We start from the raw sequence: 14,706 nt of genomic DNA, 5'->3' as shown, positions 1-14,706 counted from the left end.
GCATGAGTCCGCCGCCGTACCTAACGGAGTGTTTATGGTAGTCAAGGTCCTGGTGGTGGATGATTCGGGGTTTTTCCGCCGCCGCGTCTCGGAAATTCTTTCGGCGGATCCGAGCATCCAGGTTGTCGGCACGGCGACCAACGGTAAAGAAGCCATCGATCAGGCCCAGGCGCTCAAGCCGGACGTGATCACCATGGACTACGAGATGCCGATGATGGATGGCATCACGGCGGTGCGGCATATCATGCAGCGCTGTCCGACTCCGGTTCTGATGTTCTCGTCCCTGACCCATGAAGGCGCGCGGGTCACCCTCGACGCGCTGGATGCCGGGGCCGTGGACTTCCTGCCGAAGAATTTCGAAGACATCTCGCGCAATCCCGAGAAGGTCAAGCAATTGCTGTGCGAGAAGGTGCACAGCATTTCGCGCAGCAACCGTCGTTTCAGCAGCTACAGTGCTCCGGCCTCGCCTTCAACCCCGGCGCCGAGTGCCGCTCCGGCTTCTTCGGGCAGCTTTGGCAGCAGCGCCGCGGCGCCGGCTCCCGTGCGCACCACGCCGGTGGCCAGCCGTGCGCCGGCGCCAGCCGCATCGACCTCGGCCACACCGAAGCGCAAGGCCTACAAGCTGGTCGCCATCGGCACTTCCACCGGCGGTCCGGTTGCGCTGCAACGCGTCCTGACACAACTGCCGGCCAACTTCCCGGCGCCGATCGTGCTGATCCAGCATATGCCGGCGGCCTTCACCAAGGCCTTCGCCGAGCGCCTGGACAAGCTCTGCCGGATCAGCGTCAAGGAAGCCGAGGATGGCGACATCCTGCGTCCGGGCCTGGCGTTGCTGGCTCCGGGTGGCAAGCAGATGATGATCGACGGTCGTGGCGCGGTGAAGATTCTGCCGGGCGACGAGCGCCTGAACTACAAACCGTGTGTGGATATCACCTTCGGTTCCGCGGCCAAGTCCTATGGTGACAAAGTTCTGGCGGTGGTGCTGACCGGCATGGGCGCCGACGGCCGCGAAGGCGCGCGCCTGCTCAAGCAGGGCGGCAGCGCGATCTGGGCCCAGGACGAGGCGAGCTGCGTGATCTACGGCATGCCGATGGCGATCGTCAAGGCCGAGCTGGCTGATGCCGTGTACAGCCTGGACGATATCGGCAAACATCTGGTCGAGGCTTGTCTCTGATGGATGTGTTGAGCCTTATCGGCATCATCATGGCGTTTGTCGCCATTATCGGCGGCAACTACCTCGAAGGCGGCCACCTCGGCGCCCTGGCCAACGGCCCGGCGGCGCTCATCGTGCTGGGCGGGACCATCGGCGCGGCCTTGCTGCAGTCGCCGATGAGCGCGTTCAAGCGGGCCATGCAGATTCTCGGCTGGATCCTGTTCCCGCCCCGCGTCGACCTGCCCGGTGGCATCGATCGTGTGGTGAACTGGAGCCTGACGGCGCGCAAGGAGGGCCTGCTGGGCCTGGAAGGCGTGGCGGATGCCGAACCGGACACCTATTCGCGCAAGGGCCTGCAATTGCTGGTCGACGGTGCCGAACCGGAAGCCATCCGCAGTATCCTCGAGGTGGATTTCTACACCCAGGAGAGCCGCGATATCGAAGCCGCCAAGGTCTTCGAGAGCATGGGCGGCTATGCGCCGACCATCGGTATCATCGGTGCGGTCATGGGCCTGATCCACGTAATGGGCAACCTCGGTGACCCGTCGCAACTGGGCAACGGCATCGCCGTGGCGTTCGTCGCGACCATCTATGGCGTGGCCAGTGCCAACCTGGTGCTGTTGCCGATTGCCAGCAAACTGAAGTCGATCGCCCTGCGCCAGTCGCGTTATCGGGAAATGCTCCTCGAAGGCATCCTGTCGATAGCCGAAGGCGAGAACCCGCGCTCCATTGAACTGAAGCTCCAGGGCTTCATGGACTGATGGAGTAGGACATGGCCAGACGCCGCCAACACGAAGAGCATGTGAACCACGAGCGCTGGCTGGTTTCCTACGCCGACTTCATCACCCTGCTGTTCGCCTTTTTCGTGGTCATGTACTCGATTTCGTCGATCAACGAAGGCAAGTACAAGATCATCTCCCAGGCCCTGGTCGGCGTCTTCACCGATGCCGATCGCAGCCTCAAGCCGATCCCCATCGGCGACGAACGGCCGGTGACCGTCAAGCCGGCGGACCCGCTGATCAAGGACGCCGACCAGACCGACGCGGCCTTCGGCCAGGGTGCGGCGGATCCGCTCAAGAGCATTGCCGACGATATCAGCGCGGCGTTCGGCGACCTGATCAGTTCCAACCAGATGACCGTGCGCGGCAACGAGTTGTGGGTCGAGATCGAACTCAATTCCGGCCTGTTGTTCGGCAGCGGCGACGCCTTGCCCAGCGACAAGGCCTTCGACATCATCGCCAAAGTGTCGAAGATCCTCAAACCCTTCGACAACCCGATCCATGTCGAGGGGTTTACCGATGACCAGCCGATCCGCACGGCGCAATACCCGACCAACTGGGAGCTGTCCTCGGCGCGTTCGTCGAGTATCGTGCGGATGATGGCGATGGAAGGGGTCAATCCGCAGCGGATGGCGTCGGTCGGTTACGGCGAGTTCCAGCCGGTGGCCAACAATGCCACGGCGGAAGGCCGGGCGCGCAATCGCCGGGTGGTGCTGGTGGTGTCGCGCAACCTGGATGTGCGCCGCAGCCTGACCGGCACGGGGACCGCCCATGCGACACCCGATGCGGCACTGAAGCGGGCTGGCACACAAACTGCACCGCCAGCGGTAAAGCAAGCGGTACGCGAGAATGCCGTCAAATCTCCGGCACCTGCTCTATAACTTAGCGCTATTTCTCGGCGAGCGTGACGCTTTGCCGGGAGGAACACACTGAATGAGAGTCTGGGCAGTAGCCAATCAAAAAGGTGGCGTCGGTAAGACCACTTCCTCCATCGCTTTAGCCGGCTTGCTGGCCGAGGCGGGCAAGCGCGTGGTCGTCGTCGACCTCGACCCGCACGGCTCGATGACCAGCTACTTCGGCTACGATCCAGATACCCTGGAGCACAGCAACTTCGATCTGTTCCAGCACAAGGGCCAGGTGCCTGAAGGCCTGCCCGGGCAGTTGCTGCTGTCGACCAGTGACGAACGCATTTCCCTGTTGCCTTCCAGCACCGCGCTGGCGACCCTCGAGCGCCTGTCGCCGGGCCAGAGCGGGCTGGGCCTGGTGATCGCCAAGAGCCTGGCGCAGTTGTGGCAGGATTTCGATTATGCGGTGATCGACAGCCCGCCACTGCTCGGCGTGCTGATGGTCAATGCCCTGGCGGCCAGCCAGCAGCTGGTGGTGCCGGTGCAGACCGAACACCTGGCGGTGAAGGGCCTGGAACGCATGGTCAACACCCTGGCGATGATCAACCGATCGCGTAAGCAGGCCTTGCCCTACACGATCATTCCGACCCTGTTCGACCGGCGGACCCAGGCGTCCATGGGCACCCTGCGGGTGCTGCGCGACAAGTTCCCGGATGCGATCTGGCAAGGCTACATTCCGGTCGACACGCGCCTGCGTGACGCCAGCCGGGCCGGGGTCACGCCGTCGCAGTTCGACGGCAAGAGCCGTGGCGTGCTGGCTTACCGGGCATTGCTCAAACATCTGCTGACCCAGCAGCTCGTACCGCAGGTGGCCTGACATGATGTATTGCTCAAGTCGCCTGCCAGTCCCGCCGATAACCCCTACAGGTCACTGTAGCGGGGCATCTCCATGGGCATCCAGATGAACCGTCCTGTCGACATCACGACCCGTCCGCAGGTGGCGCTGCAATCCTATCTGGATGCATTGCTGCAGGAGGCTACCGAAGAACTGCCGGTGGCGCTCGCCGCAGAGCCCGAGATCACCGTCCCGGTTGCGGTCGAACCCGAGCCGGTCAGCGAACTGGATGAATTCCAGGCGGCGGTACTGGAAGAACAGGCCCGCGACGCCATGGTCGCCCAGGCGCTGGTCGCGCCTGTAGCGCTTGCGCCCGTTCCGGCGCCGGTCGAGGTGGCCGTCGAGTTGCCCGTGGCCCGCCCGGTCGCCCCGGTGCTGGTGGAACCGGTGGTCGAGGTGCATCTGCCTCCGGCCCAGAACATCACGCCGCCGCCGGTCGAGGGCGATGCGCGTCCGCATTGGGCCGCCGAGCCGTTCGAATGCCTGTTGTTCGACGTCGCCGGGTTGACCCTGGCGGTGCCGCTTGTGTGCCTGGGGTCGATCTACTCCCTGGCCGGTCATGAGCTGACACCGTTGTTCGGCCAGCCGGACTGGTTCCTCGGCATCCTGCCGAGCCAGGCCGGTAATCTGAAGGTACTGGACACCGCTCGCTGGGTGATGCCTGATCGCTATCGCGACGACTTCCGCCAGGGGCTGCAATACGTTATTTCGGTACAGGGCTACGAATGGGGGCTGGCGGTGCATCAGGTCAGTCGCTCGTTGCGCCTGGACCCCAATGAAATCAAATGGCGCTCTCATCGTGGACAGCGGCCGTGGCTGGCGGGCACGGTCATCGAACACATGTGTGCGCTGCTGGACGTCTCCGAACTGGCCGAGTTGATCGCCAGCGGCGCTGTCAAGCACATGCAGTTGAACAAGCCAACCAACAAATAACAGCGCCAGGGCGGTTATCGCGCCCGGGCGTCAGACAGCACACACACCGTATCAACGGTAATCGAGGGGCAGGGGTATGAATAAGTCAGCGTCTTCACAGGGTTCCGATGATCCAATCCTGCAGTGGGTGACGTTCAAGCTGGACAACGAGTCCTACGGCATCAACGTGATGCGGGTCCAGGAAGTCCTGCGTTATACCGAGATCGCCCCGGTACCGGGTGCACCGAGCTACGTTCTGGGGATCATTAACCTGCGCGGCAACGTCGTCACCGTGATCGACACCCGCCAGCGTTTCGGCCTGGTGCCGACCGAAGTCAACGACAACACCCGTATCGTCATCATCGAAGCCGACAAGCAAGTGGTCGGGATCATGGTCGACAGCGTGGCGGAAGTGGTTTACCTGCGTCAGTCGGAAGTCGAGACCGCACCGAACGTCGGTAACGAAGAGTCGGCCAAGTTCATCCAGGGCGTGTGCAACAAGAACGGCGAGTTGCTGATCCTGGTGGAACTGGACAAGATGATGAGCGAAGAAGAATGGTCCGAGCTGGAGAGCATCTGATTGATTCTTGAGGTTGCAGTCATCCTCCTGGCCCTGTTGTGGGCCGGGACGCTGGGCATGTTCCTGGCCTACACCCGTGGTCAGCGGCAGATCGCCGCGCAGCAGGCCGAGGGCGATGCGTTGCGCGACCAGCGCATCAAGGAACTGGCCCGGCGGGTCGACAATTTCCAGAACGGCACGGTGCGCATGGGCGAAGACCTGCACGAACTGCGCGCGGTGGTCGGCCCCTTGCCGGACAAGCTGGCGCAACTGGAGCAGCGTGATCCTTCGACCCTGTCCTTCGCCCAGGCTGCCCGGCTGGTCGGCATGGGGGCCAGCGTCGACGAACTGACCCAGTCCTGCGGCCTGACCCAGGCCGAGGCGGAACTGATGAGCAAGCTGCATCGCAATTGATGGGCTAGACCTACGCTGATCGTTCCCACGCTCCAGCGTGGGAATGCCTTACGGGACGCTCCGCGTCCGCTCAAGAGCTTCGCGGGCAAGCCCGCTCCCACAGCGTCACGGCTGCAGGCCCTGTGGGAGCGATCATCAGTAGTCGTCTCCCCTGGCAGTCACATCCTTCTCCACTGCCGGTGCATCGGGGTCCTGTCCCTGGGGGAACTTGCCTTTCAAGCGCCAGGCGAAGGCGATGATCTCGGCAATGGTCCGGTACAACTCCTCCGGAATGCTGTCGCCCAGTTCCAGGCGCGCCAGCAGTTTCACCAGTTCGGCATTCTCGTAGATCGGCACTTCGTAGTCGCGGGCCAGCTTGAGGATGGCTTCGGCCAACTCTTCATCGCCCTTGGCGGTCAGGGTCGGGGCTTGCTGGCCATCGTACTTGAGGGCGATGGCCTGGCGCGGGGTATGCGGATTCTTCATGCGGTTTCGTCGACCCAGCGTTGTTCCAGTCGGGTTTGAGTGCCTTGTGGTGGCGTGCCCTGGTGGCAATCGAATTCGCCGACGCTCAGGCCGCTGTTGCGCAATTGTTCACGCAGCGCCCCCAGCTCGCTTTCGATCAGGCTGGCGGTGTAGGGCCGCTCGGCCCAGAGATGGCCGGACAGGTTGCCTTGCAGCAGTTGCGCCTGGACATGGAGCGGGCCCAGCGGGTCCAGGTCGAAGGCCAGTTCCACGCGCCATAGCGGCGCCTTCTGCTCGCGTTGCTCGGGTTTCTCGCCGGATTCCTTCTCCGGGGTTTCTTCGTGCTGGATCTTGATCTGCAGGGGCACGATGTCCTGCAGGTTGCGCATCGGGATTTCCAGTTGCCACGTGGTCTGCAGGTTGCCGTCGGGCGTTCGGCCGGTCTGTTCCAGGCTCGACAGTTGATGGCTTTGCAGGCGCGAAACGGCCGCGGCGGCGAGACGCAGCAGGTTCTCCAGACCGCCTTCGCCGGCCAGGCTCTGCAGCAGCCGCGAGGGCAGGGGAAAACTGACGGGCTCGGCCTTGCCGCCGACCTGGCCAAGCGCCCCCAGGGCACTGCGGACAAACCCCGGCAAGGCCTGGGCCAGTACGGCGGCGGAGGCACCCGGGTTGCTGGCCGGGGTGTCCGGTAACTGCGGCATGATCTGGGCGATCAGGCGCAACAGGTTGCCCTTGAGGTCCGGCGCCATGGCCGGGTTCTGTCCCAGCAACAGCCTGGCCTCGAGAAACAGTCCGCTGTTCTGCAGGGCCAGGGCCAGGCCCTTGGGGTTGCTCAACTGCGCGAGGTCGGGCAGATCGTCGAGCAGGGTGGCGATGGCGGCACGCAGGTCGGCGGGCAGGTCGTCTTGGCGCGGCAGGTTCTGCAGGCTGTTGATCAGGCTGTCCAGCGAGCCCTGGCGGCCTTGCTGGGCCAGCAGTTGCTGGGCCACCGCCAACTGGTCCTGGCGGCCGCTCAGCGGCACGAAGCTCAGGCTCTGCGAGTCCTGCACCAGGGCGCTGAGCAGGCTGCCGATACGCAGCGGTTGCGGACTGTCGATGGCCAGGGTGGTGCCGCTCAGCACAGTATTGAGCAGGCTCACCAGCGAGCGATAGACCAGCGGTTGCCCCGGCACCTGCGGCAGCACCTGGGTGGTCATGACCTTGCCTTGCAGCAGGGTCCCGGCCGGCAGTTGCGTGGTGTCCAGGCGGGTCAGGGCGGCAACGCTGGCGCTGAGCGCCTGCTGCACGGTGATGGCCAGGTTGCCGGCCGAGGGTTGGGTCACGGTCAGTTGGGTGCCCTGGGGCAGCGGCTGGTTGCTGGTGGCCTGCACGGTGGTCTGGCGGCCATTGTCGGTGGTCAGCTTGAGCAACAGCTGGAAGGTCTGGTCGGCCTGCTTCAGCGACAGCACATCGGCCTTGGCGCTTTGCCCGGGAGCGATCAGTCCGTCGAGGGGCGGGGTCAGCTTCAGCAGTTCGCTGGCGAGGACCGCCGGACGGCTGCTGGCCTGGATCAACTGGGCCAGGGGAGTGATGTTGAGTTCGCCTGTCATCGGGTCGCAACCTGTCGAAATAGCCCTCTTTGGAGTAGGGCATGGCATGTATAATGCCGCGCCACCCCGAAAGTGTGTCCAAAATATCGCATAAATTGACACAGCTCTGTGGATAGAGCCGCAAAAGCATTTATTCTGCCTCACGTTAACGGCCGCGCCATGGCCGACTTGAGAACCGCAAAAGGCCTCGATCATTTGACCAGCCCTCTTCTAGAAGCCGTAGCGCTCGCCTGTGAGCGTGACTGGCGGATGCTCTTCGAGAACCTCGAATTGCGCCTGAGCCCCGGCGACATGTTGCAGATCAGCGGCCCCAACGGCAGCGGCAAGACCAGCCTGTTGCGCCTGCTGGCCGGGTTGATGCAGCCGACCGCCGGCGAAATCCGTCTCAATGGCGAACCGCTGCACGGCCATCACGGCGAGCTGGCGCGCACGCTGCTGTGGATCGGCCATGCCGCCGGCATCAAGGATCTGTTGAGCGCCGAGGAAAACCTCAGCTGGCTCTGTGCGCTGCACCAGCCGGCCGGACGTGAGGCGATCTGGCAGGCACTGGCGGCCGTCGGCCTGCGCGGTTTCGAGGATGTGCCCTGCCATACCCTGTCGGCCGGCCAGCAGCGCCGTGTGGCCCTGGCCCGGCTGTACCTGGACAGTCCGCCGCTGTGGATCCTCGATGAACCTTTCACGGCCCTGGACAAGCAGGGCGTGGCGCAGCTCGAAGAGCATCTCGCCGCCCACTGCGAACGCGGTGGCATGATCGTGCTGACCACCCATCACAGCCTGACCCGCGTGCCGGCCGGCTACCGCGACCTCGATCTCGGGCGGTGGGCCGTATGAGTGTCTTCGGGCTGTTGTTCGCCCGCGAAGCGCGGCTGCTGTTCCGGCGTCCGGCGGAACTGGCCAACCCGCTGGTGTTCTTTGCCATCGTGATCGCGTTGTTCCCGCTGGCGGTCGGTCCCGAGACTAAACTGTTGCAAACCTTGTCTCCGGGACTGGTCTGGGTCGCGGCGCTTTTGTCCATCCTGCTCTCGCTGGACGGGCTTTTCCGCAGTGATTTCGAAGACGGTTCCCTCGAGCAGTGGGTCCTTTCGTCGCACCCCCTGGCCCTTCTGGTTTTGGCCAAGGTGCTGGCACACTGGGTGTTTTCCGGCCTGGCCCTGGTGTTGCTGGCGCCGTTGCTGGCGCTGATGCTCGGCCTGCCGGCCGCCTGCCTGCCGGTGCTGCTGCTGTCACTGTTATTGGGGACACCGGTGTTGAGCCTGCTCGGCGCCGTGGGTGCTGCACTGACCGTGGGGCTCAAGCGCGGTGGCCTGCTGCTGGCGTTGCTGATCCTGCCGTTGTATATCCCGGTGCTGATACTCGGCAGCGGGGCCTTGCAGGCCGCGTTGCAGGGCATGCCGGCAACGGGTTACCTGCTCTGGCTTGGCAGCCTGGCCGCCCTGGCGGTAACCCTGACACCTTTTGCAATAGCGGCTGGCCTGAAGATCAGCGTCGGCGAATAATGAGGTCTGGTCGATTTCTGACCAGCAAAGACCCTTGGATGTACCGTGATGAACTGGACTTGGTTTCATAAGCTGGGCTCGCCCAAATGGTTCTATGGCATCAGCGGGCGCCTGTTGCCCTGGCTGAGCATCGCCGCCGTGCTGCTGATCGGCGTCGGCGTGGTCTGGGGCCTGGCCTTCGCGCCACCGGACTACCAGCAAGGCAACAGCTTTCGAATCATCTACATCCACGTGCCGGCCGCGATGCTGGCCCAGTCTTGCTATGTGCTGCTGGCGGTCTGTGGGGTGGTGGGGCTGGTGTGGAAGATGAAGCTGGCCGATGTCGCCCTGCAATGCGCGGCGCCCATCGGCGCCTGGATGACCGCCGTGGCGCTGCTCACCGGAGCCATCTGGGGCAAGCCGACCTGGGGCGCATGGTGGGTCTGGGACGCACGCCTGACCTCGATGCTGATCCTGCTGTTCCTCTATTTCGGCCTGATCGCCCTGGGCAATGCCATCACCAACCGCGACAGTGCGGCCAAGGCCTGTGCGGTGCTGGCGATTGTCGGCGTGATCAATATCCCGATCATCAAGTATTCGGTGGAGTGGTGGAACACCCTGCACCAGGGCGCGACCTTCAGCCTCACCGAGAAACCGGCGATGCCCGTCGAGATGTGGATGCCGCTGCTGCTGACCGTGCTGGGCTTCTACTGCTTCTTCGGAGCCGTGGTGCTGCTGCGCATGCGCCTCGAAGTGCTCAAGCGCGAGGCCCGAGCCAGTTGGGTCAGGGCTGAAGTGTTGAACGAGCTGGAGGCGGCCCGATGAGTTTTGCTTCATTCGGCGATTTCCTCGCCATGGGCCATCATGGCCTGTATGTCTGGTCGGCCTATGGCATCTGCCTCGCGGTACTGGTCCTGAACGTCGTGGCGCCGCTGCTGGCCCGCCGGCGTTACCTGCAACAAGAGGCGCGACGTCTGCGCCGGGAGAATGCCAAGTGAACCCGCTGCGCAAGAAGCGTCTGATCATCATCCTGGCGATCCTGGTCGGGGTCGGCGCTGCCGTCGGCCTGGCCTTGAGCGCGTTGCAGGAGAACATCAACCTGTTCTACACCCCGACCCAGATCGCCAATGGCGAAGCACCTCGGGACACGCGGATCCGTGCCGGTGGCATGGTCGAGAAGGGCTCGCTGGTACGTTCCGGCGACTCCCTGGACGTGAAATTCGTGGTCACCGATTTCAACAAGTCCGTGACCATCACCTACCGCGGGATTCTCCCGGACCTGTTCCGCGAAGGGCAGGGTATCGTCGCTCTGGGCAAGCTGAACGCCGACGGCGTGGTCGTCGCCGATGAAGTCCTGGCCAAGCACGACGAAAAGTACATGCCGCCGGAAGTGACCAAGGCGCTCAAAGACAGCGGCCAGTCCGCACCTGTTCCCGCCAAGGAGGGTTGATCGATGATTTCCGGGCTTCTGATACCTGAGCTGGGCCACCTGGCCATGATCCTCGCGTTGTGCTTTGCCGTCGTGCAAGCCATCGTCCCCCTGCTTGGCGCCTGGCGCGGCGATCGCCTGTGGATGAGCCTCGCGCAGCCCGCGGCCTGGGGGCAGTTCGCCTTCCTCGCCTTCGCTTTCGGCGCCCTGACCTACGCCTTCATGACCGATGACTTTTCCGTCGGTTATGTCGCCAACAACTCCAACAGCGCCTTGCCCTGGTACTTCAAGTTCAGTGCCGTGTGGGGCGCCCACGAAGGTTCGCTGCTGCTCTGGGCGCTGATCCTCGGCGGCTGGACCTTCGCCGTGTCGGTGTTCTCCCGGCAGTTGCCGCAAGTGATGCTGGCCCGGGTGCTGGCGGTGATGGGCATGATCAGCACCGGCTTCCTGCTGTTCCTGATCCTCACGTCCAACCCGTTCTCGCGCATCCTGCCGCAGATCCCGGCGGACGGGCGCGACCTCAACCCGTTGCTGCAGGACATCGGCCTGATCGTCCATCCGCCGATGCTCTACATGGGTTATGTCGGTTTCTCCGTGGCCTTCGCCTTCGCCATCGCCGCGCTGCTCGGTGGTCGGCTCGACGCGGCCTGGGCGCGCTGGTCGCGGCCATGGACCATTGTCGCCTGGGCATTCCTCGGCATCGGTATCACCCTCGGCTCCTGGTGGGCCTACTACGAGCTCGGCTGGGGCGGCTGGTGGTTCTGGGATCCGGTGGAAAACGCCTCGTTCATGCCCTGGCTGGTGGGCACGGCACTGATCCACTCCCTGGCGGTCACGGAAAAGCGCGGGGTGTTCAAGAGCTGGACCGTCCTGCTCGCCATCGCCGCGTTCTCCCTCAGCCTGCTCGGGACCTTCCTCGTGCGTTCGGGCGTGCTGACCTCGGTGCATGCGTTCGCATCCGATCCGGCACGAGGCGTGTTCATCCTGATCTTCCTGCTGTTCGTGGTCGGCGGTTCGCTGACCTTGTTCGCCCTGCGGGCGCCGGTGGTGAAAAGCCATGTCGGCTTCAACCTGTGGTCCCGCGAAACGCTGCTGCTGGGCAACAACCTGGTGCTGGTGGTGGCCGCGTCGATGATCCTCCTGGGTACCCTGTATCCGCTGGTGCTCGATGCCCTGAGCGGGGCCAAGCTGTCGGTCGGCCCGCCGTACTTCAATGCGCTGTTCATCCCGCTGATGGCGCTGTTGATGGTGGTGATGGCGGTCGGCGTGCTGGTGCGCTGGAAAGACACCCCGGTGAAATGGCTGGTGGGCATGCTGACCCCGGTCCTGCTGGGCAGCGTGGCCCTGGCCGTGGTCGCGGGCGTGGTCTACGGCGACTTCAACTGGGCGGTGCTGGCGACCTTCCTGCTGGCGGCCTGGGTGCTGCTGGCGTGCGTGCGCGACATTCTCGACAAGACCCGCCACAAAGGCCTGGTCAAGGGCCTGCCGGGCCTGACCCGCAGCTACTGGGGCATGCAGCTGGCGCACCTGGGGATCGCGGTCTGTGCCCTGGGCGTAGTGCTGTCGAGCCAGGAGAGCGCCGAACGCGACTTGCGCCTGGCGCCGGGCGAGTCCATGGAACTGGCCGGTTATCACTTCCTCTTCGAAGGGGCGAAGCATTTCGAGGGGCCGAACTTCACCTCGGACAAAGGCACTATCCGGGTCATCGACAACGGCAAGGAAATCGCCGTGCTGCATCCGGAGAAACGTCTCTACACCGTGCAGCAATCGATGATGACCGAAGCCGGGATCGACGCCGGTTTCACCCGTGACCTCTATGTCGCCCTCGGCGAACCGCTGGGCGATGGCGCCTGGGCGGTACGGGTGCACGTCAAGCCGTTTGTCCGCTGGATCTGGTTCGGCGGCCTGCTGACCGGCCTCGGTGGTTTGCTGGCAGCGCTGGACCGGCGTTATCGGGTCAAGGTCAAGAGCCGTGTGCGGGAAGCACTGGGCATGAGTGGAGCGACTGCATGAAGCGTTGGATGATGGTAGTGCCGCTGGCGCTGTTCCTGGTGGTGGCGGTGTTTCTGTATCGGGGCCTGTACCTGGACCCGGCCGAGTTGCCCTCGGCCATGATCGGCAAGCCGTTCCCGGCGTTTTCCCTGCCCAATGTGCAGGGCGACAAGACCCTGACCCAGCTCGACCTGCATGGCAAGCCGGCGCTGGTCAACGTCTGGGGGACCTGGTGCATTTCGTGCCGGGTCGAGCACCCGGTCCTGAACAAACTGGCCCAGCAGGGCGTGCAGATCTACGGCGTGAACTACAAGGATGACAACGCCGATGCACTGAAATGGCTGAAGGATTTCCACAATCCGTACCAGCTGGATATCCGCGACGAGCAGGGCACCCTGGGCCTGGACCTGGGCGTGTATGGCGCGCCGGAAACCTTCTTCATCGATGCCAAGGGCGTGATTCGCCACAAGTATGTCGGGGTGATCGACGAAGTGGTCTGGCGCGAACAACTGGCGGCGGTCTACCAGTCGCTGGTGGACGAGGCCCGGCCATGAAGCGCTGGTTGGCCGCCGTTGCCCTGGGCCTGGCCCTGACCGGCGTGGCTCACGCAGCCATCGATACCTACGAGTTCGCCAACGATGCCGAGCGCGAGCGTTTCCGTGACCTGACCAAGGAACTGCGCTGCCCCAAGTGCCAGAACCAGGACATCGCCGACTCCAACGCGCCGATTGCCGCCGACCTGCGCCGGGAGATCTTCCGCATGCTCGGCGAGGGCAAGGACAATCAGCAGATCATCGATTTCATGGTCGATCGTTATGGTGACTTCGTCCGCTACAAGCCGGCCCTGACCGGCAAGACCGCGTTGCTCTGGTTCGGTCCCGCGGGGCTGTTGCTGGGCGGCCTGGTCGTGATCGCCGTGATCGTCCGTCGCCGCCGCGCCCAGCGCAGCGAAGCCCCGGACGCGCTTTCCGCCGAGGAGCGCGAGCGCCTCGACCACCTGCTGGATAAAAACCACGAATGATTGATTTCTGGCTCGCTACAGGTCTGTTGTTACTGATCGCCCTGAGTTTCCTGCTGATCCCGGTATTGCGTGATCGCCGCGCCCAGCGGGAAGAAGATCGCACCGCGCTGAACGTGGCGCTGTACCAGGAGCGCGTGGCTGAGCTGCAGGCTCAGCAGGAGGAGGGCGTACTGACGGCACAGCAGATGGACACTGGCCGTGCCGAGGCTGCCCGCGAATTGCTGGCCGATACCGAGGGCGTGGCGCCGGCGCGGGTTTCGCGCCTGGGCAAGCCGTTGCCGCTGCTGGCGGCGGTGCTGGTGCCGGTGCTCGGGCTGGCGTTGTACCTGCATTTCGGCGCCAGCGACAAAGTCGAACTGACCCGCGAATTCGCCCAGGCACCGCAGTCCATGGAAGACATGACCCGGCGCCTGGAACGGGCGGTCGCGGCCCAGCCGGACTCCGCCGAGGGGCTGTACTTCCTCGGTCGCGCCTATATGGCCCAGGATCGCGCTGGTGAGGCGGCGAAGATCTTCGAACGCACGGTCAGGCTTGCCGGTCGCCAGCCCGAGCTGTTGGGGCAGTGGGCGCAGGCGCAGTACTTCGCCGATGGCAAGCAATGGTCGCCGCAGGTCCAGGCGCTGACCGACGAAGCCCTCAAGGCCGACCCGAAGGAAGTCACCAGCCTGGGCCTGCTCGGCATTGCCGCGTTCGAAGGCCAGCGTTACCAGGAGGCCATCGACTACTGGAAACGCCTGCTGGCCCAACTGCCACCCGAAGATCAGTCCCGCGCCGCGTTGCAGGGCGGCATCGACCGCGCCAGCCAGAAACTGGTGCAAGGTGGTGGCAAGGTCGCCGAAGCCGTCGTTGCCAGGACCGCTGTGCTGAAGGTGCGGGTAGACCTGGCCGCCGATCTGAAAGCCAAGGTCCAGCCGGGCGACAGCGTCTTTGTCTTCGCCCGTGCGACCCAGGGGCCGCCGGCGCCGTTGGCGGCCAAGCGGCTGACGGTTGCCGACCTGCCGGCCACGGTCGAACTGGGCGATGCGGACGCGATGATGCCGCAATTGAAACTGTCGAACTTTCCTGAAGTCCAACTGGTTGCACGGATTTCCCGCGCCGGCCAGCCGACGGCGGGCGAGTGGATCGGGCGCAGCCAGCCGTTGGCCAGCAGCACCGCCGCGCAACAGAACCTGACCATCGACAGCCCGGACAAATAGAGA

The 14,706-nt window shown here is 64.5% G+C and carries 18 protein-coding genes; 16 read left to right on the top strand and 2 right to left on the bottom strand.

Annotated elements, in window-relative coordinates:
- Nucleotides 1-34: 34 nt before the first annotated feature.
- The 7 genes from KI243_RS23475 to KI243_RS23445 all read left to right on the top strand — a co-directional run bounded on the left by KI243_RS23475 (nt 35) and on the right by KI243_RS23445 (nt 5,557).
- Nucleotides 35-1,174: a chemotaxis response regulator protein-glutamate methylesterase gene (locus tag KI243_RS23475; protein ID WP_212809969.1), complete on the top strand. Its 1,140-nt coding sequence runs from the start codon at nt 35-37 to the stop codon at nt 1,172-1,174.
- Nucleotides 1,174-1,914, top strand: a complete 741-nt coding sequence (locus tag KI243_RS23470) for a flagellar motor protein (protein WP_017124405.1) — start codon at nt 1,174-1,176, stop codon at nt 1,912-1,914. Before KI243_RS23475 ends, KI243_RS23470 begins: the two co-directional genes overlap by 1 nt.
- 11 nt (nt 1,915-1,925) lie before the next feature.
- Nucleotides 1,926-2,813, top strand: a complete 888-nt coding sequence (gene motD / locus KI243_RS23465; RefSeq protein WP_017124404.1) for a flagellar motor protein MotD — start codon at nt 1,926-1,928, stop codon at nt 2,811-2,813.
- Between the two features lie 52 nt (nt 2,814-2,865).
- Nucleotides 2,866-3,654 (top strand): ParA family protein, encoded by a 789-nt coding sequence (locus KI243_RS23460; protein ID WP_017124403.1) that lies wholly within the window; start codon nt 2,866-2,868, stop codon nt 3,652-3,654.
- Nucleotides 3,655-3,738: 84 nt separating this feature from the next.
- Entirely contained in the window at nt 3,739-4,605 is an 867-nt protein-coding gene (locus KI243_RS23455; RefSeq protein WP_212809968.1) for a CheW domain-containing protein, read from the top strand.
- A gap of 76 nt (nt 4,606-4,681) precedes the next feature.
- On the top strand, nt 4,682-5,164 hold the full coding sequence (locus KI243_RS23450; RefSeq protein WP_017124401.1) for a chemotaxis protein CheW: 483 nt from the start codon (nt 4,682-4,684) through the stop codon (nt 5,162-5,164).
- A complete protein-coding gene (locus KI243_RS23445) occupies nt 5,165-5,557 on the top strand; it encodes a DUF2802 domain-containing protein (RefSeq protein ID WP_017124400.1) in 393 nt (130 codons plus the stop codon).
- A 135-nt stretch (nt 5,558-5,692) separates the two neighbouring features.
- Here the strand turns inward: KI243_RS23445 and KI243_RS23440 are convergent, their stop codons facing one another.
- A complete protein-coding gene (locus KI243_RS23440) occupies nt 5,693-6,022 on the bottom strand; it encodes an EscU/YscU/HrcU family type III secretion system export apparatus switch protein (RefSeq protein WP_017124399.1) in 330 nt (109 codons plus the stop codon).
- On the bottom strand, nt 6,019-7,590 hold the full coding sequence (locus KI243_RS23435) for a flagellar hook-length control protein FliK (protein WP_212809967.1): 1,572 nt from the start codon (nt 7,588-7,590) through the stop codon (nt 6,019-6,021). Before KI243_RS23435 ends, KI243_RS23440 begins: the two co-directional genes overlap by 4 nt.
- 159 nt (nt 7,591-7,749) lie before the next feature.
- Between KI243_RS23435 and ccmA the strand changes: the two genes are divergently transcribed.
- From ccmA to ccmI, 9 genes are read left to right on the top strand one after another with little or no spacing between them, the layout of a single operon-like run.
- Nucleotides 7,750-8,421 carry a cytochrome c biogenesis heme-transporting ATPase CcmA gene (gene ccmA, locus KI243_RS23430; RefSeq protein ID WP_167331617.1) on the top strand — a complete coding sequence of 224 codons (672 nt, stop codon included), beginning with the start codon at nt 7,750-7,752 and terminating at the stop codon, nt 8,419-8,421.
- Entirely contained in the window at nt 8,418-9,086 is a 669-nt protein-coding gene (gene ccmB / locus KI243_RS23425; RefSeq protein WP_212809966.1) for a heme exporter protein CcmB, read from the top strand. Before ccmA ends, ccmB begins: the two co-directional genes overlap by 4 nt.
- A 45-nt stretch (nt 9,087-9,131) precedes the next feature.
- On the top strand, nt 9,132-9,890 hold the full coding sequence (locus tag KI243_RS23420; RefSeq protein ID WP_177088484.1) for a heme ABC transporter permease: 759 nt from the start codon (nt 9,132-9,134) through the stop codon (nt 9,888-9,890).
- Nucleotides 9,887-10,063: a heme exporter protein CcmD gene (gene ccmD / locus KI243_RS23415; protein ID WP_017124394.1), complete on the top strand. Its 177-nt coding sequence runs from the start codon at nt 9,887-9,889 to the stop codon at nt 10,061-10,063. Before KI243_RS23420 ends, ccmD begins: the two co-directional genes overlap by 4 nt.
- Nucleotides 10,060-10,515 (top strand): cytochrome c maturation protein CcmE, encoded by a 456-nt coding sequence (gene ccmE / locus KI243_RS23410; RefSeq protein WP_177088482.1) that lies wholly within the window; start codon nt 10,060-10,062, stop codon nt 10,513-10,515. The genes ccmD and ccmE overlap by 4 nt, the downstream gene beginning before the upstream one ends.
- 18 nt (nt 10,516-10,533) lie before the next feature.
- A complete protein-coding gene (locus KI243_RS23405) occupies nt 10,534-12,507 on the top strand; it encodes a heme lyase CcmF/NrfE family subunit (RefSeq protein ID WP_212811250.1) in 1,974 nt (657 codons plus the stop codon).
- On the top strand, nt 12,504-13,040 hold the full coding sequence (locus KI243_RS23400; protein WP_212809965.1) for a DsbE family thiol:disulfide interchange protein: 537 nt from the start codon (nt 12,504-12,506) through the stop codon (nt 13,038-13,040). Before KI243_RS23405 ends, KI243_RS23400 begins: the two co-directional genes overlap by 4 nt.
- The gene (locus KI243_RS23395) at nt 13,037-13,507 is read left to right on the top strand and encodes a cytochrome c-type biogenesis protein (protein ID WP_017124390.1); all 471 of its coding nucleotides are present in this window, start codon (nt 13,037-13,039) and stop codon (nt 13,505-13,507) included. The genes KI243_RS23400 and KI243_RS23395 overlap by 4 nt, the downstream gene beginning before the upstream one ends.
- Complete coding sequence (gene ccmI, locus KI243_RS23390; protein ID WP_212809964.1) at nt 13,504-14,703, top strand: c-type cytochrome biogenesis protein CcmI; 1,200 nt, start codon at nt 13,504-13,506, stop codon at nt 14,701-14,703. Before KI243_RS23395 ends, ccmI begins: the two co-directional genes overlap by 4 nt.
- Nucleotides 14,704-14,706 lie beyond the last annotated feature (3 nt).

Source organism: Pseudomonas sp. Ost2, assembly GCF_018326065.1.
GTDB classification, from domain to species: Bacteria; Pseudomonadota; Gammaproteobacteria; order Pseudomonadales; family Pseudomonadaceae; genus Aquipseudomonas; species Aquipseudomonas gingeri.
Note: the sequence above shows the minus strand (reverse complement) of the source record. Positions and strands in the feature narration are given on the sequence as shown.